We start from the raw sequence: 24,400 nt of genomic DNA on the forward strand, positions 1-24,400 counted from the left end.
CATTTTAAACGAAGGTTCGCTTTCTACTCTGAAAGCTCCTACATTGCATGAATCTAGTGTACCCAAACTTTAGATTATGTAGAGGAATGGAACCACTGTAGGGTTTCATTTCTCATGTTTGAATCAGTTGATGGTAATTATGTTTCCGCATTTCATAATTATTATCAGTGATATATGTAAGGCATCCATATGAAAATAAGAGGCTGTTCAAAGGTTTTCCGTACTTTTGGGCAGCCTCACCCCGTTAAAAGGACGATACTTTATGTATCGTCCTTTTTGTATAAAAAAACATCCAATCAATTGAGAGATTGATTGGATGTGAAAAAATTATTAATAATTTTTTTTGCGTTTTGTAGCTAAAATACTTAATAATCCAGCTAGTAGAAGAACAATACCTACTGTTTGTGTAGGGTCTTCTTTATGACCTGTATTTGGAAGGTACTTATCCGTATTTCGATCATCTTGCTGTTTGTTATCTGTTTTATTCGATGTTTCTTCGGAAGTTCCGTTTTCGTGTTTCTCAGATATTTCATTGCTTTTGTTTTCTTCTTTATTTGGAGGAGTAATTGGCTTGTCATCTCCACCTGAAGAAGATTCAATTTTTTTATTTGAAACTGTAATTTGTAGTGGCGTAGCTTGGGCTTTATCAATTGTAAAGTTTATTGGTGATGCATCTAATTGATAGCCTTTAGGAGCCTTTGTTTCTACTAATTGATAATTATCAGGTTTCAAATCATTTACGATTACTTTTCCGTGTTGATCTGTTTTTAAACCTTCTCGGATGACTTTTCCATCTTGGTCTAAAATATTGAAAATGGCACCTTCAAGTGTTCCATGGTGATCAATATCAACTTTAGTTAACTCAATTGAACCTGTTGTTAAACTATTTAAGGCTGTAACAGAGGTAACCTGAGATTGTCCTTTCGTAATTGTGAAAGGAATTGGTTTAACGTTTAAATCATAGCCAGTTGGAGCTTTCGTTTCAATGAACTGATAATCTCCCGGACGTAAATCAGAAACAGAAATCTTCCCATCTTTATCAGTAGTTAAATCAGTGCGAACAATTTTACCTTTCGCATCGATGATGTTAAACACTGCATCAGAAAGTTTTGTATCTGGATTTATATCATCCACTTTTATTAATTCTACAGCACCCTCAGTTAAGCTATTTGTAGCAGTAACTTGGAGCTTTTCTTTTTGGCTTTTCTTAATTGTAAACTTAATAGGTGTACTATCTAATTTATAGTGTTCAGGAGCTTTCGTTTCAATAAACTGATAGTCCCCAGGACGTAAATCAGAAACAGAAATTTTTCCATGTACATCTGTTGTAAGCTCAGTGCGAATGTCGTTACCATTCATATCAGTAATTTTAAATATCGCATCTTTAAGAGCAGTACCATCTACATCATCTACTTTAGAAAGTTCCACAGTGCCTTTCGTTAAGCTATTTGTAGCTGTAACGGAGATAGGATCAGCTTGGCTCTTTGTGATTGTGAATGGAATTGGCTCTTTGTTTAAATCATAGTGTTTCGGAGCCGTTGTCTCGATGAATTGATAATCACCAGGACGTAGGTCAGAAACGCTAATTTTACCTTGTTGATTCGTAACAAGATCTTTGCGAATTACAGTGCCATTCATATCCACAATTTTAAATACTGCGCCTTCAAGAGTAGTGCCATCGACGTCATCCACTTTAGAAAGTTCCACGCCGCCTTTTGTTAAACTATTTTTCATAGTAACGGTAGCAATATCTTTTTGGCTTTTTTTAATTGTAAATATAATTGTTTTTTTGTCTAAATCATAGTGTTCAGGAGCCGTTATTTCAACGAATTGATACGTACCAGGACGTAAGTTTTCGATAACGATTTTACCTTCACTGTTTGTTTTTAAATCTGTTTTAAGTACTTTGCCATCTTGATCTAGTAAATGAAATACCGCATCGGCAAGTTTTGTTTGAGTGTTTAAATCATCAACTTTAAGTAATTCGATACTACCTTGTTTTAAGCTATTTGTAGCAGTTAAAGAAATAACTTTCTTCTGTCCTTTTTCAATAGTGAATTTGATTGGTGTTTCATCTAAAACGTAATGCTTAGGAGCTTTCGTTTCGATGAATTGGTAATCACCAGGACGTAGGTCGTTAATTTCGATTATTCCTTGTTCATTTGTAACAAGGTCTTTATGAACTACATCACCGTTCATATTAACAATTTTAAATACTGCATCTTTAAGAACAGTGCCATCAACATCGTCTACTTTAGAAAGTTTAGCTGCACCCTTTGTTAAAGCATTTGTAGCAGTGATATGAAGAGTTTCAGTTTGGCTCTTTTTAATTGTAAATACGATAGGTTTTTTATCTAAATCGTAATGTTCAGGAGCAATTGTTTCAACGAATTGATACGTACCAGGACGTAGATTTTCAACAACAATTTTACCTTCAGCATTTGTTTTTAAGCCTTCTTCAACTAGCTCACCGTCTGCATCTAATAAATTAAATACGGCGTTAGAAAGTTTTGTATTTATATCAATATCGTCAATCTTTGTTAGTTCAATGCTACCTTTTTTTAAAGCATTTTTGCCTGTAACATTGATCTCTTTCGCTTGACTTCTTTCAATTGTAAATGGAATCGTTGTTTCATCTAATACATAGTGCTCAGGAGCTTTTGTTTCAATGAACTGATAGTCTCCAGGGTGTAAATCAGAAACAGAAATTTTTCCGTTTTTATCAGTAACAAGATTCGTATGAACTTCCTTACCATTCATATCAACAATCTTAAAGATTGCACCTTCGAGCATCGTACGATCGATGTCATCAATTTTTGTTAATGTTACCGCACCTTTCTTTAAACTGTTAGTAGCAGTAACAGTAATATTCTCTTTTTGACTTTTTTCGATAGTGAACGGAATAGGATCTTTGCTTAAGGTATAGTCTTTTGGAGCTTTTACTTCAATAAATTGATAGTCTCCAGGACGTAAATCAGAAGCAGTAATTTTACCGTTTTTATCAGTCGTTAAACCTTTTCTAATTACCTTTTTAGTATCATGAGCGTCAATGATTATAAATTCTGCACCTTCAAGAGTAGTGCCATCAACATCATCAACTTTTGTTAAAGTGACGCCACCTGTAAGTAAACTATTTTTTACAGTAACAGGGATAGGAAGATCTTCCTTACTACCTTTTTTAATTGTGAACTTAATAGGTGTTTTGTCTAATTTATAATGTTCAGGGGCTTTTGTTTCGATAAATTGATAATCCCCTGGTGCTAAATCAGGAATAACTAATACTCCGTGATCATCTGTTGTTAAATCTTTCATAATTTCTTTGCCAGTTGCGTCTTGCAATGTGAATACAGCGCCGGCAAGAGCTTTACTACTTTCCACATCATCTTCTTTAATAAGTTTAACTTTTCCTTTCGTTAAACTATTTTTAAATGTAAGTGGAAGGAGTTTTTGTTGTCCTTTTTCGATTGTAAATTCAATTGGTTCTACATTTACATCGTAATAAGTTGGAGCCTTTGTTTCGATAAGTTTATAGTTACCAGGACGTAAGTCATCTACAACTAGCATTCCTTTACTATTCGTAACAAGGTCCGTACGAACATCTTCATTAGTATCTCTATTAACGATTTTAAATACTGCACCTTCAAGTGTTTCCTTTTCATTTGCAGCATTCACTTTTGTTAACTCAATACCGCCTTTTGTTAAGCTGTTTTTAGCGGTAACAGTAGCCTGAGTTGTTTGACTTTCTGTAATCGTAAATTTAATTGGTTTTGTATTTTTGTCGTAATACTTCGGTGCTGTTACTTCGATAAATTTATAATCGCCAGGGCGTAAGCCAGTAGCGATAGCTTTACCATCCGCACCAGTTTTTATATTTTCGCGAATGACTTTCTTTTCATCATTTGCATCAACAATTTTAAATACAGCACCTTCAAGAGCTGTACCATCGACATCATCAACTTTTGTTAATTCAACATCTCCTGGTTTTAAAGCATTTTCAGCTTTCACAAGTAGAGTTTCTTTCTGACTTCTATCGATTGTAAATTCAATAGGTTCTGCTCGTAAAACGTAATGTTCAGGAGCAGCTATTTCAATGAATTTATACGTACCAGGACGTAGGTTACTAACTTTAACTTTACCGTGTTTATCAGTAGTTAAGTTAGTGTGAGGGGAAACGTCATTATTATTTGTATCGACAAGCTTGAATACTGCACCTTCAAGTGGTTTTTTCTCACCAAACTCATCAACTTTTAATAATTCAACTTCGCCCGTTTTTAAGCTGTTATTTGCCGTAACAGTAGCAAGAGCTTGTTGGCTTTTATCAATTGTAAACTCGATAGGGTTTGTACTTAACGTATAATCCTTAGGAGCTTCTGTTTCGATAAATTTATAAACACCAGGCTCTAGATCTTTAACGGTAACTTTTCCATCTGAACCTGTTTTTATATTTTCACGAATTACTTGTTTCTCGTCATTCGCATCGACAATTTTAAATACAGCACCTTCAAGGGCAGTGCCATCGACATCATCGACTTTCGTTAAAGTGACACCACCTTTAATGAGGTGATTTGTCGCGGTAACAGTAAGTGCTTTCTGTTGGCTTTTATCAATTGTAAATTTAAGCGGTTTTTTATCTATTTCATAATGTTCAGGTGCTTTCTCTTCAACAAATTGGTACTCTCCAGGAAGTAAATTTTTCGCTTCGATTTGTCCGTTACCATTTGTCGTTAATTTGGTATAACCAGGAATTCTTTTGTTATTTTGGTCCCGTACACTAAATACAGCACCTTCTAAAGTATTACCCTCTTTATCAACTTTTGTTAGGATAGCTGAGCCTCTAATTAAGCTGTTTTGGGCCGTTTTATTAATTACTGTTGTTTGATCTTCCTCGATTGTAAATTCAATAAGTCGATCATCTAATTGATAATGCTCAGGAGCCTTTATTTCTTTTAAGTAGTAAGTTCCTGATTTTAAATTATCTACAGTAATTTGTCCTTTATCATTTGTTGTTAATTTTTCGTGTTCTGAAATTATTTTTTTGTCTTTATCAAGTAGTGTGAAAACGGCACCTTGCAGTGTGACGTTTTTATTCAGGTCATCAGACTTTGTTAAAACTACTTTACCGACAAATTTCTTATTTGCAAGTTTATATGTTGTAGTCTCTTGTGAACCAAGTTCAACAATTTTTCCCTGTTTTAAATCCCAGCTAATTACATAGCCCTCAGGAGCTTTTGTTTCTTTTAATAAATATTTATCGCGTTTTAAGTTATTAAATTTAGCGATGCCGTCTTTGTCTGTTGTTATTTTACGAATAACTGTTTTTCCTGTACGATCGTATAAAGTAAATTCTGCCCCAGCTAATAGTGCGTTCTTATTGTCGTTATCTACCTTTATAATTTCAAGGTTTCCACGGCCTTTAGTAGCAGATCCTCCGCCTGAACCAGAAGACATTCTCACTTCAATCGTTTCAGTAGTTTCTGTGTTTTTAACTGTCAACTTATTGCCTGTGATTTTCGCTTTATTACTTACTTTTTCTTTATCGTCTGCATTAATAAGTGAGCGATATTCTAAAATATAAGCTCGATCAATTTTTTTCAAGAAGGCAATTTCAAAATGTTGCTTTCCGGTATTATTGTCTGTTGTTATTTTGAGTTTATAGTCTGTTCCTTCTTTTAATTCGTTTACTGTATCTTTTGTTAAATTTCCATATGGATCAACAGTTGTAGGATATAAGTGGAATGAATCTTCCACAATTACCTGATTTTCGGTTGGATCATCTGTTACAACGGCATCTGCAATGGTTGATTGGCTTTCGTTAATTGCGATACTCCAATTAATATAGTTGTCGTCTTGCACAGCTTTTTTAGTAACGAAGCTGCCACCTTTATTTACTTGAGTGTCACCTGTAAGGGTGTTTACAATTTTAGAGCCATCTTTTAAATCTGCCTCGTTTTTGTAGGTGCCTTGGATAAGTTCACCATCAAGGCTTGTTTTAAAGATAATATAGTAAGGTGAATTAATTGATTGTTTGAAATGAACCTTTAGGGTGTTTTTATTTTCCTCTGTAGGTTCTTCAAGTTCATATTTCTCAGTTGGTACAGCATTACCAGGTTGTGCATTATCAGGATTTCCATTTAAAATCATATCGCGCACTTCAATGGATCCAGGCACTAACTTTTGTTTATCTTGTATGACGTCTATAACATAAGGATCTTTAATCTCGACATTATTATAGTTAAAGCCTATTATCCAAGTAATTTCCTTCGTTTGGGCGTTATAAGAACCGTATTTATAACCATTTGCCTTTGTGAAAGTATCAGGATCGAAATTAGCTTCAACTTTATTTGTTTGTGGATTAGAATCCGTATCTATCCAAGAAAGGTTACCTGTATTTTTAAATGAAGTTTTACTACTTTCTAGCTTTGTATAATCAAAGTCTGTCGTATATTTTACGACTAATGTCTTTGTCATATTAGACTGATACGTACCTATAAGAGTAATTTTGAAGCCTTTATCTGTTGTATCTAAAATATAGTCAGTCCCAGCTTGAAGGGTATAATTTCCGTCTTTAATTTCTAGTTTCTTATCTTTTAATTGTAATCCACCATGATCAAAGGTGTCCGTAATGATCGCGTTGTTTAATGGATAGTTGTTATTATTTACTATAATTGTCCAAGTTGTTGTTTTGTCTTTATAATTTGTTTCAGCTTTATTATTAGATTTAATAATATTTTGCTGCTTGAAGCTAGCTTCATTTTCTTTACTTGAATCATTATCAGCTGTAACTTTATTTTTTACTTTTCCATCTTCTATAACTTTATTAGTTGGCTTGGTTTTATAGGTAATCACATAAGCACTATTAATATCATCATTAAATTGTAAATCGAATCCATTCTTCTTGTTACTTACAGTGTAATTATTAACAGCGTCTCCTGTTACAAGCGTTCCTTTTTCATTATATGAAGCGTTTTTTACAACAATAGAATTTGCATCTAGTTCGTGTGTATCGTCAAAAATATCTTTTAAAATCGCATCTGCTTTTTTGATCTCTCTTTGATCACCATTGTAAGTAATTGTCCACTCAATTGTTTGCGTCTTTGGATCATATTTACTTGTTTTATTTAAGTGTGTACCACGAGAAACCGTTACAGTAGAGCTTGCGTTTTGTTGCTTTTGATTATCACTCGTTATCGTAACGTTATTTCGGAAACTTTTAATATTTTCATCAGTAACTTTTGTGGCATATTCGATTTGATATGCTTTATTGATAGAATCTTTGAAAGCAATCTCCAATTTTGAACCATCTGATGAAATAATATTGTAATCTGTTGGCTCAGCTTCTGCACCACGCGTTACATTCCCATTAACATCAACTTCTAAATAATAAACTTTAATAGAATCTTTATTTAAGTTTGTACCTTGTGGAATGTTATCTTTAAAAATAGCGTTTTTAAGGGTGTCTTGCGTTTTGTTCATCTCTACTTTCCAATTAATTTCATTTGTATTAATTGGTCTATCAGGTAATCCTTTTTTATTCGTAGCTGTTTGTACATTAGGCTTAAAGTCAACTGTAATAGAAACATCCTTATCTTTAATCGGGAAAGGAATTTCTTGTGTTGTTGTACCTTTAATTTCAGCTTTATTAAATTCTGTCTTTAATTGTAGGTTACCAGCAACATCTGGATGCTCTTCAACATAATCGTTGAATGTCATCGTGACTTTTCCATCTTTTGTAACAGTAAAATTACCAATTTGATGGTTTTCACTATCATATAAAGGACTGTTAATTGTATTGTAAATCTTAAAATGTTTAGGAAGATCAAAAATATAGTAATCTCCATTTTTCACATTCATTGATTTTAAAAGTTCCCATGTAAACTCAATATTGGCAGGGGAATCTGTACTTGGACGGTTATCCTCTGTAAATGGTTTTCCGTCTTTATCCGTCAACTTTACACCGGTTAAAATGTTTGTTGTTATTTGCTTTGGACCTGAATTTGTATTCTCAGCAGGGTCGCTTGATAGCTTTTGTTCCGGATTATCAGTAACAGTTTTAGTTGCTGGATCTTGCTCCGGATTGTCAGTAACAGGTTTAGCTACTGGATCTTGCGCTTGTTTATTAGTATCCTGTTTGGTGCCATCTTCTTTAGAGTTTTCTACTTGAACAGGAACTGATATAGGCTGAACCATTGTTCCTAAAGGAAAAGCGATTTGAACTGATTTTTCCCCAGGTTTTAAAGTTGAGTTAAACACGGTATCAACTTTAATTTTTCCTTTAGCGTCTTTCAAATTTTCTACTTGATCATTAAATATTAATTTTAATTTATTATCTTTAGCTGTTATAAAATATTGACCAATATTTTTTTGATCTGTTACTAAATCCCCTTGCAAATCTTTAGATACTTTTAATGCAAGTGGTATTTGAACTACTGCTGTATCATTTGCGTGTGCAACTTGTTGATCCTTTATTGACCAAGCGTATTCTACTTGAATGGTTGATCCTATCTTTATTAAATTGTTAGGATTTTTTGATTCGTCAATAATATGATTCGTCGCATCTTTCATTTCAACAGTGTCAAATAAGGAATCTCCTGTTAAGGTTTCCGCTCTTACTTGATTGTATGGAAAACTAGCAAGTTGCGAAAATAGTACGAATACAATTAAACATACATTAAAAAGTTTTTTCATTTTTCCTCCTCTGAACATTCATTTGTCCATTGGGGACTTATTCCACATGAACAAATGGAATATTAAAAGTATTTGTTATAAGCTATTTATTTTTGTTATCCCTCCGTTTCTATACGCGTTCTCAGACAAACAGAATTATGTTCAAAGCAATATTATTTAACGTAAAACAAAATGTATATTTACACAGTTCTATGGAAATATACACAATTCGACAAAAAATGTCGAAAAAAATACTGATATAAAGAATGATATCAGACCTTTATATGTGAGATAGTTTTCATGTATATCTAGTAAAAAAGAATGGTTATAAAGGTAAGTTTTACGATACATACTAACCAATGTAGTGTATCCCTTTGTGAAGGCTTATTTTTGCCTTAAAGTTATGTGGAAATAAAAATCTAGATAGGGTTGGTTTTGGTCAGAATGAAGACAATATGTACTTTGAAAATAGTCATTTATTTTGTCTAAAGAGAGTTGTGCGATTAGTGGACCGAAGTTGAAAGATGATAGTTTCTTACATTGTTAGAGAAATATAAGGATTACAGAATATTCGACTAACACGTTACTACGGTCATTTTTGAGACTGTTTAAACAATAAGAAAGAAGGTGTTTTACTCCTTAGTTACAATATCTTTTTAGTAAAGATAAGCTTAAGTAACCTCCGCTAAAGATTATATACTTAAATGATAAAGAGTTCAACAATAGTTCACATATTTTCCCAAAAATAAAAAACGGCTGTTTTATGTGGAATAAATCTACAAAACAGCCGTTTTTGGTATTAGATTTCTGTTAAGATTATTGGTTCACCGCGTGTTACGACAACGGTATGTTCACATTGTGCAACAAGACTTTTATCAGGTGTAACGAATGTCCAACCGTCGTCACCACGTTCAATAATATGATCAGCTTTCATAGAGATGAAAGGTTCTACAGCGATAACAAGACCGTCTTTTAGAAGCGCATTATCCATTGGGTCATAGTAACTTAAAATGTGATTTGGTGCTTCATGTAAGCTAAGACCAATGCCGTGACCAGTTAAGTTTTGAATAACATTGTATCCACTTTTATGTGCGAAGTTTGAAACAGCACGACCAATTTGATTTTGTTTTGAGCCAGCTCTAACCTTTTTCATTGCTGCCCAAAATGCATCAACCGCTGCTTGGCAAAGTTTTTCTTTTGCCTCGTCTTCTCCAAGAACAAATGAAATGCCTGTATCTGCATAATAGCCATCAAGTGCAGCAGATACATCGACGTTTACTAAGTCGCCTTCTTTTAATACACGATCTCCTGGAATACCATGAGCAACTTCTTCATTTACACTAATGCAAGTTACACCTGGAAAATCATATTCTTTTTCAGGTGCAGAAATAGCACCATGCTCATCTAATACTTTTTTACCGATCAAATCAAGCTCTTTCGTTGTCATACCTGGCTTCGCTTGTTTTTTCATTTCTTCACGTGCAAGCGCAACGATGCGGCCGATTTTTCGTAAGCCTTCTAAATCTTGTTCATTACGAATAATCATGAAAACCACTGTCCTTCCTCGAATATATATCTTATCCGATTGTATCATGTTTATTTTCGTCCTGCTACTCGCTTGCGGTATGCGGGTTGATTCCTCTCATAAAGAATACATGACAATTGTCATATCGATGTTATGACGCACTATACTGTTTCCTAAGTTTTCCAAGTAATACAATGTAAATATAAGAAACAGCGGGGGTGGAGAGATGGAAAAGATTATTGAAGTAAATGGTGTTTCTAAAACATTTAAACATAAAAACGCAGTAAATAATGTTTCATTCCATGTAAATAAAGGGGAAATAGTAGCGTTACTTGGTCCGAATGGTGCGGGGAAAACAACGACGATGTCGATGATACTTGGATTAAAGGAACCAACGGAAGGTAAGGTCTCTATATTTGGAAAGAGTCCAAAGCATAGAGATGTTCGTAATAGCCTCGGTGCGATGCTGCAAGAAGTAAGTGTCATTGATAGTATTACGGTGGAAGAGGCAATTGAGTTATTCCGTAGTTATTATACGAATCCTATAGAGAAAGAGACGTTACTGCAGTTATCAAATTTAGAATCAGAGCGAAAGCAAAGATGTGAGAAATTATCAGGTGGGCAAAAAAGAAGGTTAAACTTTGCGCTTGCACTTGCGGGAAATCCGGATTTGTTATTTTTAGATGAGCCGACAGTCGGAATGGATATTACGTCTCGAAGAACGTTTTGGGAAACGATTCGAAAGTTAGCAAGTGAAGGGAAAACGATTATTTTAACGACGCATTATTTAGAAGAAGCAGATGCTTTAGCAAATCGTATCTTATTATTTGCGAACGGAAAGATTATCGCAGATGGTACACCAGACGAAATGAAAGCAACGATTTCGAGAAAAACAATTACATTTTACTCAAAGGAAAGCATTCCTACAAAATTACTAAAGGAATTACCAAATGTAACAGAAGTAAAGTCAAACGAAGGACGCTTCATTTTAACAACGGAGGATACGGATGCAACTTTAAAAGCCATTTATCAAAGGAGTTTACCTGTAACAGATGTTTCAGTTGAACGTGGAAGCCTTGATGAGGCATTTGAACAGTTTGTCGCAAATCAGAAGGAGGAAATCGCATGAGAGCGTTATGGATGCAGTGCAAAATAGAAATTTTACGTACATTCCGCAATAAATTATTTATCTTTTTCTCATTATTAATGCCTGTTATGTTTTACTACATTTTTACAAATGTTGTTCAAGTACCACAAAACGGAGATGCGTGGAAAGCACATTATTTAATTTCGATGGCAACTTTCAGTATTGTAGGGACTGCACTCTTTAGTTTCGGTGTGAGACTTTCTCAGGAAAAAGGGCAAGGATGGACACATCTTTTAAAAATTACACCGCTTCCAGAGGGAGCATATTTAACAGCGAAAATTATCGCTCAAACAGTAGTAAATGCTTTTTCAATATTAGTTATCTTTATTGCAGGGATACTAATTAATCATGTTGACTTAACGGTAGGGCAATGGATTGGTGCGGGGTTATGGTTATTGTTAGGGGTAACACCATTTTTAGCGTTAGGAACAGTAATAGGTTCCATTAAGAAGGCGGACGCAGCTGCTGGCTTAGCAAATATTTTAAATATGAGTTTAGCTATAGTTGGCGGGTTATGGATGCCGATTGAAGTATTCCCAAAAATATTAAGAACGATTGGTGAATGGACACCAACATACCATTTCGGAAGTGGTGCGTGGGATATTGTAGCTGGAAAATCAATTGGATGGGAAAATATCGCGGTATTAGGAGGTTATTTCCTTATATTTGTTGTAGTATCAATATATATAAGAAAAAGACAGGAAGCGGTATAAATGATAGAGAAGAAGAGGATTGAGATTTTTCCAAAACATATGGGATTTTTTCCGTACATGTGGCTTGTGTATTTATTATTTCTAATTTACCATTTAGCACAAGCATCAGGGTGGAAGCTTGTGCTAGGAAGCGGTATGTTGATACTTTTTATTATCACATACCGTCAGCTTTATTTTGTTCAGAAGACGTTTATTTTATGGGCATGCATTCAAATGATACTCATCTTTTTATTTGCTTTATTTTATAATCCTTTTATGATATTTTTTGGCTTTTTCACAGCAAGTGCGATGGGATTTGCGCCAAATAAGAAAGTATTTCGAGTGCTGTTATGCTCTTTAGTTATAATGCTTGGAGCATTTTTATTTGTAAATATGAATCAAATAACAACTACAAGTTTAGTAAATATCGTTCCGATGTTTATTTTAATGCTTCTTACGCCATTTGGTATGCGTAATTTTAATCAGAAAAAGATGTTAAGAAATCAATTAGATGAGGCGAACGAGCAAATTAAAGACTTAGTAAAACGTGAAGAACGGCAGCGGATTGCAAGAGATCTTCATGACACATTAGGGCATACGTTATCTCTTATTACTTTAAAAAGCCAGCTTGTAGAGAAGTTAATCGTAAAAAATCCAGAGCGTGCAAGTGCGGAAGCGAAGGAAATTACACAAACGTCTCGTACAGCCTTAAAACAGCTGAGAGAATTAATTTCTGATATGCGTATGATTACGGTAGAAGAAGAGCTAGAGCAAATAAAAGCAATCTTACAAGCAGCTAATATTGAATTAGAAGTGAGGCAAGAAGCAAGATCGAGCTCGTTATCACCAATTGAACAAAATATTGTCGGGATGTGTTTACGTGAGGCTGTTACAAATGTTGTAAAACATAGTAAGGCGACGCGGTGCGCAGTTTCTGTATTAGAATCACAAGGTGAACTGATTTTGAAAGTAGAAGATAACGGAATCGGTTTAACAGATCAAAATCATGATGGAAATGGTATTCGCGGCATGAAAGAACGAATTGCTCTTATTGATGGATTTGTTGAACTAGGTACAATCAATCCAGGGACGTTGTTAACAGTAAAAGTTCCAGTTGTTATTAGAACAGGAAAAGATGAGGTGAGGGCATGATCCGAATTATTCTTGCAGAAGATCAGCGGATGCTTCGTGGTGCGTTAGGGGCTCTGCTTGATCTAGAAGATGATATCGAAGTAATTGGACAAGCTGCGAACGGGGAAGAGGCGTTAAAATTAATTGAATCGTTAAAGCCAGATGTAAGTATTATGGATATTGAAATGCCGATTCAAAGTGGATTGGATATCGCTGAGACTTTAAAGAAAGAAAAATCATCATGCAAAGTAATGATTTTAACAACATTTGCACGGCCGGGATATTTTGAACGAGCAATGAAAGCTGGTGTGCACGGCTATTTATTAAAGGATAGCCCAAGTGAAGATTTAGCGGCAGCAATTCGTAATGTAATGAAGGGGAAACGAGAGGTCTCCCAAGATTTAATGTTTGGTTTATGGCAGGAGCAAAATCCGTTGTCAGATCGCGAAAAGGAAGTATTGTTGCTTGCGAAAGAAGGAAAGACGGCAAACGAAATTGCGAAGGCACTTTATCTTTCGCCGGGTACAGTACGTAATTATATTTCTGAAGTATTAGCGAAGCTTGATGCGAAAAATAGAATTGAAGCAATTACAATTGCGGAAGAAAAGGGTTGGATATAAAAAGAAGGTTACCTATGAGAGGTAACCTTCTTTTTATAATTATTGTACTTCTATTACTTGATTTACTTTTTGTAACGGTTTGTAACCGTGTGCTTCAAATGCCTTTGCAAATTCATTTGATACGGCAGTGCCATATAAATCTTTTGCAGCTTGTACAATATGAGATTGAAGTGATTCAAAGTCTTCAGCGGAAGTTGCATAATTTTGCAATGCACGCATAACAACTTTACTTACTTTTTCATTGCCTTGTTTTTGAACAGCAACACCGTTATATGTTTTACCTTCAGCTAATTGATATAATACGTGACTGATAATACCAGAATTCACGTGTGATTCTTGATTATTACCATCGTTATAGAAATCTTGTAAATTTGTATATAATTTATGACCGCCGTCACCAATTTCCCTTGGGATATCACGAATTGTTAGGCCACCTAATGTATCGCCCATAATCCAGTTTCCTTTATCTTTCTTTACGTAATATTCGATTTGTGTACCCCAGAAATCCGCTAATCCCTCGTTTAGTGCAGATGTTTCAGCGCTTGGATATCTCACGACTTTATTTTTCGTCGTGCCACTAAATACAGCATGTCCAAATTCATGAGCTGTTACATCAAGAGCGGATGTTAGTTTTCCGCCTAAACCATCACCAAATACCATTTGGTTCCAAGCGGGATGCCAAAATGCATTTACATAGTCTTCTTTTACACCATCACTAACTTCAGTAGAATCAAAACCGTGTACACTAGCAACAACTTTTGAATCTTTATTGTCGTAACTTTTTAGATTATGTTCTTTCTTAAAGTAATCGTAAATATCACTCATATTCTTCATAGCGCCCGCGGCTTCTTTATCTGCAAAATTAGGATTGCTACTTGAAATTAGTGTCCCTGGATAACCAGCTTGACTATATCCTCCGAGGGAATCGGCGTAGTTTGCATTATAAATATAAATACCATTTCCGCGTGATAAATCCGCTAAATAAAATTTCCCATCAGTTCCTTTGGCAATATTGAAAGAGATGTTTTCTTGAAGTGCATTTTTCCCAGTTCCTTGCTCACTTGCAGGGGATAATCTAGGTGATGTTACTTGATTTATAGTCTTATTCTCTTTGTTTTTAATGAACTTTTCTTGGAAAAGTACTTCGCCAGTTTTTAGATCAACGATAGCATTGCCGTTTATAATTTGTTCATTGTTTTCATAAGTAAATGTAATAACAGTTGCGAATGTATAATAGCCATCTTTTTTCTTATAAACAACGGTTTCGCTAGAGAATTCTGTCTCAACTGCATCACTTGGAATTTGAACTATATCGCGTAATTTAGATTTTACTTCATTTTTCGACAAAAAATTTGTTATAGTAAGATTAGGTTGTTGATTTAAATTCTGAACAACTTTACCACTAACAGTTGTGATCACTCCATTTTTATCTACTTTTACAATGAGATCTTGGCCATATACTTTATAGTTTTTATATGTTTGTGCAAGGCGAACTTCGGTTTGATTTTCTTTAGTTTCTTTATTTGTAGGTTGGAAATCTACATTTTTTTCAGTAGTGACTTGTTCTTGTTGAGCTTTCGCCCCATTTACCTCACCTTTTAAATACTTTTTAGCAATATTTTCTTTCGTATCATTTTGAGGTTGTGTTAATTTCCCGATTGTTAAACCAGGCTGAGCAATTTCAACTTTGACTGCACTTTTGTCTAACTCTTGAGCATGAATAGCTTCTGTTGATAAAGGGCAAAGAAGACCGAATGTAACGAAAGCACTAGCAAGTTTTCTATAATTCATCTATAACACTCCTAATCTATTATTGTATGTGAGATGAATTGTATGAAAAATTTGCCGAATTATATATATATTATGCATTATTTCATATCAAAAATTGTCGAATTCACATTATTGTAGTGGTATGACAACTTAAAAAATTAGATTGTTATAATGGGATGGTGAGTAAGTATGCACGCAGAAAAATTAGGAAGTGAAATTAAGAAAATTAGGGTGATGAGAGGATTAACACAAAAACAGTTATCCGAGAACATATGTCATCAATCGGAAGTAAGTCGAATTGAATCGGGCGCGGTATACCCAAGTATGGATATATTGCAAGGTATTGCAGCAAAATTACAAGTTCCCATCATTCATTTTTATGAGGTACTTATTTATTCTGATATTGAGAGGAATAAGCAGTTAAAAGATCAAATTATTCTGCTTTGTAAGCAAAAAAAATATAAAGAAATTTATAATAGAGTATGCAATGAATTGAAAAAGGAAGAATATCATCCCGAGCTTCAGCAATTTCTTCAATGGCAATATTATGTAGCTGCTTACGTATTGAAAAAAATCGATTACGAATATTGCATTTTAGAATTAAAGAAATTGCTCAATCAACAACTGGTAGGAATAGATGTATATCAGAACCTTTATATTGAAAACGCAATTGCAAACATTTATGCTGAAAACGGCTATTTGAAGCAGGGTATTGATTTGTTTGAAAATATATTAAAACAATTAGAGGCATTGCATGATAATAAAGAGTTTGATGTGAAGGTGAGACATAATCATGCAAAAGCATTATACATAGACAATCAATACGAAGAAGCGCTTTGTCACGCAAATAAAGCCATTGACCTATCGTGTCGAATTAACAGTATGACATTGATTGGACAGTTATACTTTCGAAAAGGTGAATGCTTAGCAAAACTTGGGTGTGATAGAGCAGAAATTGAAGATGCTTACGAAAAAGCATGCTTCTTTTTTGATATATTAGGAAACCATGAATTAAAAGAATCACTTATAAAAAAAATGAAGAAATAAAAAAGACATAAAGAACAAATATGCATAATTGCATAAAGTTTGGATAATTTTTCATGATATATTTAAAGAAAAAATGCGGGTGATGGAATATGAAAAAACTACTTATTGGTAGTTTACTAACGTTAGCGATGGCATGGGGTATTTCATTAGGAGATACAGCATTAGAGAAAAACCAAATAATTTCTCATAATAATCAAGAGATACAATTAGCTAATGAAGTACCTTTTGAGTTCTAAAAAACAACCGTCTTACTTAGACGGTTGTTTTTTTATGGAGTAACATCCAAACGTCTTTACTAGAAACAGGTTTGCTAATAAAGAATCCTTGAATGTGATCACAATTTTGTTTATGTAAAAATTTCCATTCTTCTTCTGTTTCTACACCTTCTGCAATCACTTTTAAATTTAGTTCTTTTGATAGTGTAATAATGGAAGAGACAATTGCTTCTTCTAAAGGGCTAGTTGTAATTCCACAAATAAACTCTCGAGCGATTTTTAATGTGTTGATTGGATATTTTGTTAAATAAGCTAAAGAACTATAACCAGTTCCAAAGTCGTCGATTGAAATTTGAATACCGAGATTTTGAAGTTGTTCTAGTTTTGCAATTACAGATTGATTTTGATTAATTGCGATGCTTTCCGTAATTTCAATATCTAGTGCTTCTGGTTTCAGTTCTGTTTCTTCCAACACCTTTGAAATAGTTGGGATTAAATCTGCATGGTTAAATTGAACAACAGATAAATTTACACCAACTTTTAAGTGAGAGAAACCTTGATTATGCCATCTTTTTGCCTCTAAACAGGCAGTGCGTAAAATCCAATTGCCAAGTTCAATAATAAAACCAGTTTCCTCTGCTAGAGGAATAAATTGGGCAGGAGATACGATACCGAGTTTTGGATGCTTCCAACGTATTAATGCTTCAAAACCGATAATTTGTTTTGTTTTTGTGCTTACTTGTGGCTGGTATTCAAGGAAAAATTCATTTTGTTGTAATGCTTTTGAAAGTTCACCTTCTAAGAATTGAATTTCATTTTGAGCGATACTCATTTCTTTTGAGAAGAAAACAAATCGGTTTTTTCCATTTGCTTTCGCACGATACATAGCCATATCAGCATTTTTCATTAATTCATTTACATCAGTTCCATAATCAGGGTACATCGCAATTCCGATACTTGGTGTAATAGAGAGTTCTTCGCCTTGAATGAAGAATGGTTTGTTTAAAATAGTTAAAATCTGTTCAGCTATAAAAATTGCACTTTTTTCTGAGTACATTTCTGGTAACAGAATTGTAAACTCATCTCCACCTTGGCGAGCGACGATATCTTTTGAACGCAAGCAACCGCGTAATCTTTTTGCTACTTCAATTAATAATAAATCTCCAACGTCATGGCCAAGTCTATCGTTAATTTTTTTAAATCGATCTAAATCAAGGAATATGACGGCGACATCATTTGCGTTAGTTTGGGCTGTATTTAAAATGGCTTTTAAATCTTTTTCGAACTTTCGACGATTTGGTAATCCAGTAAGTGCATCGTGAAAGGCTAAATGCTCTACTTGTTTTTGTTTTTCATATAGAGTGGTAATATCACGCGCTATCCCAAACATTCCGACCACTTCTTTGTTTATAAAAGTAGGGATAAGTGTAATATGAAGATAATAATAATAGCCTTCTTGTTCTTTTGTACGAACTTCTAACGTTTGTGGCCTACCTTCCTTTGTAATTTGTAAAGCCTTCTTTAGTAGTTCGTGATCTTTTGAATCAATGAAGTGTACCAGAGAATAGCTTGCTACTTCACAATAATAGGCAGTAAATAAGCTTTCGCATGCCTTATTAGATTGTTGAAAAATGCCATTCATATTTAAAGAGAAAACGGCATCGGGATGATCTTCGAATAAAGACTTATAGCGTTGTTCACTTTTTGATAATGCAAATGCACCTTCTTCAACTTCGTCCTCTAGTTGTGTAGTCAACTGTTCATATGTAAGGATTAGTACTTGATTATCTTTCCACATGTAAAGTTGCCGCAAGAATAACAAAATAAGTGATAATACGAGACCAATTAACATAAATTTATCATCCCAAGGTTGAATGATAATAAAGGAAAAAGTAATAATTATACTAAAATAAGGTAGTATAAAACGTACATAATCGAATCGATAATATTTTGCTTTCGTTTCATGTTGCATTGGTTTATCCAAGATATATAGTATGGAAGAAAGTCCAATTAATAAAATGGAAGCAGTGTGTATTAAATAATTAAATTCAGGAGAAGTTTTCATCCCAAAATTTAATTGAAACAGATGAATGTAACCGTATACGAGTATAATAGTGAAACCGATAATTAATGCGATTCTACTAGAAGAATATTGTTCTCTTCTATATAGACTAATAACGGCGTAAATTACTAATGATTGTGCAATAAAATAGCCAATTAAAATCCAAGTTTCCTTTGTTAGCATACGGAAGCTTGAAAGGTCCAAGATAAAAGTTAAAGTGAAATAAATGTTCATAATAACAATAAATATGCTATCGAATGAAAATTGAGCAAGACCCTTAATAGAGTAAATTTTTATAAACTTTATAGCAAATCCAACAAAGAGTAAAACATATTGTATGATAAAAAAAGGTAATGCTTTATATGAGAATATAACTTGCTTATGAATAGAAAGTGAAGGAAGAAATAAAGTTATCTCCATAGCTAACCCGCATAGACAAGTACATAATAATAAAATCCAAAATAATTTATCACCAGGCGTCATTTTTCTAATCGCTTTACATAAGAAATAGCAAGAAAAAAGTGCAGCGAAACAGAATAAGAAAAGAATCCCGATTTCTTTTATATTCGACTCACTTGGTATAAGGAATATCCAAAGAGCAAATATAAATATGTATATTATGACAGATTGTATATACTTTTTTTGATTAATCATATTATGACTCCGTTTCAATAAAGTTGAATCTCGGGGAGAAAATGCTAATTTAAATAATAGCATATAAAATAGAATATTTTTTACTATAAAAATTACTTTTTTGAAAAAATGGTGCAAAGTTACAATTTACCACTGTAACATTGCACCACTTATTCTTTTAATTCCTCTTATAGCAGAAAGTTCATCTATTAATTGGAATAGTGCTAAGTCTTTTTGTTTACTTTCAATCATAATATCGAAATTATGATTATTTTTTTTTGCAATGTGTAAGAAAGGCTTAATAAACTCTAAATCGATATATTCAGCATGAGCCCTAAATTCTTTTTCCGATCTCGGGGAGGAAATGTGAACTTTAGGAGAGATATTTGTATGTGACCAAGTTTCAAAAATTGCAGGAAGCAACTCTTCTAGTGGTTCCTCGCAAAGGTTGGCCATATGATGATGATAATCAAATACAAATGGAATATTTTCTTTTTGGCAAATTGATAAAGTTTCAGCGGTTGTATAGGTTTTATCATCATTTTCAAGAGTCATTTGTTTTTTTATATGTGTAGGAAGTTTTTTTATGTTTTCATGGAAGCGCTCAATTGCCTTTTCTTTATTTCCATAGGCTCCACCTACATGAATATTAATGTAAGAAGAATCTGCAATGCCTATAGCATCCAATATTTTATAATGGTAAGTCATATCCGTAATAGCGTTAGTAGTAATATGTGGCTTGTCGCTTGTAAATAGCGTAAATTGATTTGGATGAAAACTTATTCGTAAATTGTGTTCTTTAATTAAAGCCCCTATTTTATGCCAAAGTGGTGTGAATAACCCAATATAGTCAAACTCGACTTCGGGATGTGTTGCAAGTGGGACGATGGAAGACGATAGGCGATATAGTGGGATTTCATGTGCTATATTGTAATGAAGGATACGTATTGTGTGCTCTAAATTTTGCCTTATAACATGGTACAGTTTGTCTTCTCGTTCTTGCTTGCTAAGTTTCTTAAAGCTTGTAAACGTCATTGTTTTGGCAGGAGAACAGTCCCAGAGTGCCATTGCATGTGAGACATATCCAAACCGTATAATCATATGAGATACACCTCTTTTATTCATTGTCTTTCCTATAAAAAGAAAGCAAGCATTGTTCCAATCCATTCCTTTCCTCTATCGATAAGAGAAGGCGGGTTTACATCGCTATAGGAAAGTACGGATGCATTCTCTAGATCTTCATGAAATTTATTTTTTACTGTTTGAATGAAATGTTTATTATATAACAGGCAGTTTATTTCATGATTAATATATAAACTTCTCATATCAAAGTTTGCCGTTCCGATATCACAAATATCATCGTCCACTATAATAATTTTGGCGTGAAAAAACCCTTGTTGAAATGCATAAATATTGCAACCAGCCTGTATTAATTTTCGGCAGTACGGGAATTTTGCTTCCCGAACGAGAGGGTGATCAGCTTTTTCTGGAACAAGAATTGTGATTTGAACCCCTCTTTCTCTTGCTTTTAATAAGGCATTCATAATTTTTTTTCCAGGAATGAAATATGGCGTACCGATACAGATTTCTTTTTTTGCTCCGTTAATTAAATGTAAAAAAGTATGCTGTAAATAAGCACCATCAGTCGGAATAAATTGATGCAGGATGGTACCTGGTTGTTGTTTTGGAAAATAAAGAGAAGCATCCAATAAATTCTGTTTCGTATCATCAAACCAATCATGTAAAAATTGCTTTTGTAAATCTTGAACCCCTTCTCCTGTAAGACGTAAATGATAGTCTCGCCATAATCCTAAGTGTTCATTATGCCCTAGATACTCTTCGCCAATATTAAATCCCCCGATATAGCCGGTTTTCCCATCAATCACTGTAATTTTTCTATGATTTCTTTGATTGGCAGAAAAGAAAGGAAGAGGAAATTTTACCTTATGACAAAATGAAAAAGATACACCATGTTTTTGCAGGGAGCGAATAGCTTCGTTTGATAAAGAATGGCTGCCAAATCGATCAAGTAAAAGTCGTACTTCAATTCCTTCCTGAGCCTTATCAATCAACAATTTTAAAAATTCACGACTGATTTTATCGGTTTTTACAATGAAGAATAAAATATGAATGTGGTGCTGTGCTTGTTTTATGTCAGTAAATAAAGCGTCATATAAATCTTTCCCGTATGTATAAAGGCGAAAATCACTTTGACGTAAAGGGAAAGTGCGAGAGCTTACCCGTTTTAAATGAAGAAGTCTCCCGTATGAAAGGTCAATTGTAATCCAAAGAGCAACGGATATTAACAAAAGAGATAAGTAGAGCATCAGTGAATTCCCTCCTTCGCATTCTTTTCACCTTCAGTGTGTTACAAATGATACGGGTAGCACGGTTGTTATTATAAAGTTCATCAGAGGATAGTATGTTGCATTGATGAAAGTTGCACTTTATCCCGCTTTAAAGGGCAGTAAGCCTCACACCTCAAAAACTGTTGAATAAGTAGAAGTTAGTTTGGAAATCAACTGCCCGTAAAAGCCCGATTGGTTCAACTAATAATCAGCGGGGGAAGAACCGCCCCTACTGATTAAAGTTTCACTTTATAGTTTCACCGAAATAAACAGCTTTATGAAAAAATGTGTTGTTCTATAACAAAAAACTGTTGACTGAATGCTCACTCATTATATAATGGGGATAGGGGATATAATTCAGAAAATTATATATTTTTGAAGATTCAAAAAGAAAGAGGGCTTACAAAGAGAGGGGTAGCATAAAAATGAATAGCTTACTGATTATTAATTGGCTGGCTGCCATTGCTGTTATTGCTTATGCAGGATATTTGTTTGTATATCTTATACGGACGAGAATGGCCTACATACAATTAGGAAAAAAAATTGAGTTTGACCGTCGTTTTAAAGAGCGTTGGGATCTCCTTAAGGTCAATGTTTTCGGTCAGAAAAAGCTGCTGAAAGATAAGAAAAGCGGCATCATTCACGTTATGTTCTTTTACGGATTTATTCTTGTCCAATTTGGAGCAATTGACTTCGTTTGGAAAGGACTCGCACCAGGATCACATCTTCCACTTGGACCACTATACCCTGCATTTACATTCTTCCAGGAAATTGTCACACTTGTTATTTTAATTGCAGTATTTTGGGCTTTTCATAGACGTTATGTAGAAAAGCTTGTTCGTTTAAAACGTAACTTCAAATCAGGTCTTGTTCTTATCTTTATCGGTGGTTTAATGATTTCTGTGCTACTTGGTAACGGTATGGGACTTATATGGCATGGCGAGGAGCTTTCATGGAGTGAACCAATTGCTTCTGCAATCGCTTACGTTTTTAGCGGGGTAAATGAAACCGTAGCCATTTCAGTGTTCTATTTTTCTTGGTGGGTGCATTTACTAATTTTGTTAACGTTTTTAGTGTATGTTCCACAATCAAAACATGCGCATTTAATTGCAGGACCAGCTAATGTATTCTTCGGTCGTCTTTCAAACCCAGGGAAGCTTGAAAAGATTGATTTTGAAGATGAAACGCAAGAAACATTTGGTGTTGGTAAAATTGAAGACTTTAGACAAAATCAACTTATTGACTTATACGCTTGTGTAGAGTGTGGCCGTTGTACAAATATGTGTCCGGCAACAGGAACAGGAAAAATGTTATCGCCGATGGACTTAATTTTAAAACTTCGCGATCATTTAACTGATAAAGGAGCTGCGGTAACATCAAAAGCACCGTGGGTTCCAGTAGTTGCCTTCAATAATACACAAGGAAATCAGTTAGCGATGATGGCAGCTGGAAAAGGACAACAAGAATCAGCGTCTACAACGCTCGCTTACGATCCGAGTTTAATCGGAGATGTTATTACAGAAGAAGAGATTTGGGCATGTACAACGTGTCGTAACTGTGAAGATCAATGCCCAGTTATGAATGAGCATGTTGATAAAATTATTGATTTACGTCGATATCTCGTCTTAACTGAAGGGAAAATGGACGCGGAAGCACAACGCGCGATGACAAATATCGAGCGTCAAGGAAATCCGTGGGGGCTGAACCGTAAAGAGCGTGAAACATGGCGCCAAGGTGATGACGAAGTAACAGTTCCAACTGTAAAAGAAAAATCAAAAGCTGGGGAGGAATTCGAGTATTTATTCTGGGTTGGTTCAATGGGATCATACGACAATCGTAGTCAGAAGATTGCGATATCGTTTGCGAAGTTAATGAACGAAGCAGGCATTTCATTCGCAATTCTCGGTAATAAAGAAAAGAATTCTGGAGATACACCACGCCGCCTTGGAAATGAATTTGTATTCCAAGAGATGGCGACAAAGAATATCGAAGAATTTGAAAAGGCAGGAGTGAAGAAAATCGTTACGATTGATCCTCATGCTTATAACACATTTAAAAATGAGTATCCGGACTTTGGCTTGCAAGCAGAAGTCTATCATCATACAGAATTGTTAGCTCAGTGGGTGAAAGAAGGGCGCTTAAAGCCTGTTCACGCTATTGAAGAAACAGTTACGTACCATGATTCCTGTTATTTAGGAAGATACAACGAAGTGTATGAAGCGCCACGTGACATTTTGAAAGCGATTCCTGGAGTGAATCTTGTAGAAATGGCACGTAACCGTGAAACGGGAATGTGCTGTGGCGCAGGTGGTGGCTTAATGTGGATGGAAGAAACAACAGGTTCACGTATTAACGTTGCTCGTACAGAACAAGCATTAGCTGTACAGCCATCCATTATCGGTACAGGTTGTCCATATTGCTTAACGATGATCAGTGATGGAACGAAAGCGAAAGAGGTAGAAGAGAAGGTTCAAACTCTTGATGTGACAGAGATTTTAGAACGATCTGTTATCGGACAGAAAAAAGAAGCGATGTAGTTTGTAAGA

At 34.4% G+C, this 24,400-nt stretch carries 13 protein-coding genes; 7 read left to right on the forward strand and 6 right to left on the reverse strand.

Annotated features, from left to right (window positions below; all coding sequences use genetic code 11):
• Positions 1 to 330: 330 nt before the first annotated feature.
• Together ACTFRY_RS23805 and map are read right to left on the reverse strand one after the other, a co-directional pair.
• A complete protein-coding gene (locus ACTFRY_RS23805; RefSeq protein ID WP_176545900.1) occupies positions 331 to 8,685 on the reverse strand; it encodes a SpaA isopeptide-forming pilin-related protein in 8,355 nt (2,784 codons plus the stop codon).
• Between the two features lie 778 nt (positions 8,686 to 9,463).
• Positions 9,464 to 10,258 carry a type I methionyl aminopeptidase gene (gene map, locus ACTFRY_RS23810; protein ID WP_003313889.1) on the reverse strand — a complete coding sequence of 265 codons (795 nt, stop codon included), beginning with the start codon at positions 10,256 to 10,258 and terminating at the stop codon, positions 9,464 to 9,466.
• 157 nt (positions 10,259 to 10,415) lie between these two features.
• Here map and ACTFRY_RS23815 point away from each other — a divergent pair, with 157 nt between their 5' ends.
• Genes ACTFRY_RS23815 through ACTFRY_RS23830 form a run of 4 tightly spaced genes read left to right on the forward strand, consistent with a single transcriptional unit; the run spans position 10,416 to position 13,779 of the window.
• The gene (locus tag ACTFRY_RS23815; protein WP_098616158.1) at positions 10,416 to 11,318 is read left to right on the forward strand and encodes an ABC transporter ATP-binding protein; all 903 of its coding nucleotides are present in this window, start codon (positions 10,416 to 10,418) and stop codon (positions 11,316 to 11,318) included.
• Complete coding sequence (locus ACTFRY_RS23820) at positions 11,315 to 12,049, forward strand: ABC transporter permease (protein WP_098616157.1); 735 nt, start codon at positions 11,315 to 11,317, stop codon at positions 12,047 to 12,049. Before ACTFRY_RS23815 ends, ACTFRY_RS23820 begins: the two co-directional genes overlap by 4 nt.
• Positions 12,050 to 13,180 carry a sensor histidine kinase gene (locus tag ACTFRY_RS23825; protein WP_098616156.1) on the forward strand — a complete coding sequence of 377 codons (1,131 nt, stop codon included), beginning with the start codon at positions 12,050 to 12,052 and terminating at the stop codon, positions 13,178 to 13,180. It begins immediately after the preceding gene.
• Complete coding sequence (locus ACTFRY_RS23830) at positions 13,177 to 13,779, forward strand: response regulator transcription factor (protein ID WP_098616155.1); 603 nt, start codon at positions 13,177 to 13,179, stop codon at positions 13,777 to 13,779. Before ACTFRY_RS23825 ends, ACTFRY_RS23830 begins: the two co-directional genes overlap by 4 nt.
• A 39-nt stretch (positions 13,780 to 13,818) precedes the next feature.
• Here ACTFRY_RS23830 and ACTFRY_RS23835 read toward each other — a convergent pair whose 3' ends face one another.
• The gene (locus ACTFRY_RS23835; RefSeq protein WP_001109510.1) at positions 13,819 to 15,570 is read right to left on the reverse strand and encodes a M4 family metallopeptidase; all 1,752 of its coding nucleotides are present in this window, start codon (positions 15,568 to 15,570) and stop codon (positions 13,819 to 13,821) included.
• Between the two features lie 168 nt (positions 15,571 to 15,738).
• On the opposite strand from ACTFRY_RS23835, the gene ACTFRY_RS23840 reads away from it, so the two are divergent.
• Positions 15,739 to 16,596 (forward strand): helix-turn-helix domain-containing protein, encoded by an 858-nt coding sequence (locus ACTFRY_RS23840; RefSeq protein ID WP_000542925.1) that lies wholly within the window; start codon positions 15,739 to 15,741, stop codon positions 16,594 to 16,596.
• 89 nt (positions 16,597 to 16,685) lie between these two features.
• Positions 16,686 to 16,832, forward strand: coding sequence for a quorum-sensing peptide PapR (locus ACTFRY_RS23845; RefSeq protein WP_000734726.1), 147 nt, complete (start codon positions 16,686 to 16,688; stop codon positions 16,830 to 16,832).
• Between the two features lie 16 nt (positions 16,833 to 16,848).
• Here the strand turns inward: ACTFRY_RS23845 and ACTFRY_RS23850 are convergent, their stop codons facing one another.
• The 3 genes from ACTFRY_RS23850 to cls form a co-directional block, all read right to left on the reverse strand.
• Positions 16,849 to 19,527, reverse strand: a complete 2,679-nt coding sequence (locus ACTFRY_RS23850; RefSeq protein WP_098616154.1) for a DUF4084 domain-containing protein — start codon at positions 19,525 to 19,527, stop codon at positions 16,849 to 16,851.
• A 126-nt stretch (positions 19,528 to 19,653) separates the two neighbouring features.
• A complete protein-coding gene (gene uvsE / locus ACTFRY_RS23855) occupies positions 19,654 to 20,607 on the reverse strand; it encodes a UV DNA damage repair endonuclease UvsE (protein ID WP_016118948.1) in 954 nt (317 codons plus the stop codon).
• 32 nt (positions 20,608 to 20,639) lie between these two features.
• Positions 20,640 to 21,833 carry a cardiolipin synthase gene (gene cls, locus ACTFRY_RS23860; RefSeq protein WP_016118947.1) on the reverse strand — a complete coding sequence of 398 codons (1,194 nt, stop codon included), beginning with the start codon at positions 21,831 to 21,833 and terminating at the stop codon, positions 20,640 to 20,642.
• A 446-nt stretch (positions 21,834 to 22,279) separates the two neighbouring features.
• Here cls and ACTFRY_RS23865 point away from each other — a divergent pair, with 446 nt between their 5' ends.
• Complete coding sequence (locus ACTFRY_RS23865; RefSeq protein WP_001086779.1) at positions 22,280 to 24,391, forward strand: heterodisulfide reductase-related iron-sulfur binding cluster; 2,112 nt, start codon at positions 22,280 to 22,282, stop codon at positions 24,389 to 24,391.
• Positions 24,392 to 24,400: the final 9 nt, after the last annotated feature.

The organism is Bacillus cereus group sp. MYBK195-1 (assembly GCF_051916605.1).
Lineage (GTDB): Bacteria > Bacillota > Bacilli > Bacillales > Bacillaceae_G > Bacillus_A > Bacillus_A cereus.

Coding starts and splice junctions, on each gene's coding strand:
- ACTFRY_RS23805 (WP_176545900.1), bottom strand. CDS start 8,685: ATGAAAAAACTTTTTAATGTATGTTTAATTGTATTCGTACTATTTTCG.
- map (WP_003313889.1), bottom strand. CDS start 10,258: ATGATACAATCGGATAAGATATATATTCGAGGAAGGACAGTGGTTTTC.
- ACTFRY_RS23815 (WP_098616158.1), top strand. CDS start 10,416: ATGGAAAAGATTATTGAAGTAAATGGTGTTTCTAAAACATTTAAACAT.
- ACTFRY_RS23820 (WP_098616157.1), top strand. CDS start 11,315: ATGAGAGCGTTATGGATGCAGTGCAAAATAGAAATTTTACGTACATTC.
- ACTFRY_RS23825 (WP_098616156.1), top strand. CDS start 12,050: ATGATAGAGAAGAAGAGGATTGAGATTTTTCCAAAACATATGGGATTT.
- ACTFRY_RS23830 (WP_098616155.1), top strand. CDS start 13,177: ATGATCCGAATTATTCTTGCAGAAGATCAGCGGATGCTTCGTGGTGCG.
- ACTFRY_RS23835 (WP_001109510.1), bottom strand. CDS start 15,570: ATGAATTATAGAAAACTTGCTAGTGCTTTCGTTACATTCGGTCTTCTT.
- ACTFRY_RS23840 (WP_000542925.1), top strand. CDS start 15,739: ATGCACGCAGAAAAATTAGGAAGTGAAATTAAGAAAATTAGGGTGATG.
- ACTFRY_RS23845 (WP_000734726.1), top strand. CDS start 16,686: ATGAAAAAACTACTTATTGGTAGTTTACTAACGTTAGCGATGGCATGG.
- ACTFRY_RS23850 (WP_098616154.1), bottom strand. CDS start 19,527: ATGATTAATCAAAAAAAGTATATACAATCTGTCATAATATACATATTT.
- uvsE (WP_016118948.1), bottom strand. CDS start 20,607: ATGATTATACGGTTTGGATATGTCTCACATGCAATGGCACTCTGGGAC.
- cls (WP_016118947.1), bottom strand. CDS start 21,833: ATGCTCTACTTATCTCTTTTGTTAATATCCGTTGCTCTTTGGATTACA.
- ACTFRY_RS23865 (WP_001086779.1), top strand. CDS start 22,280: ATGAATAGCTTACTGATTATTAATTGGCTGGCTGCCATTGCTGTTATT.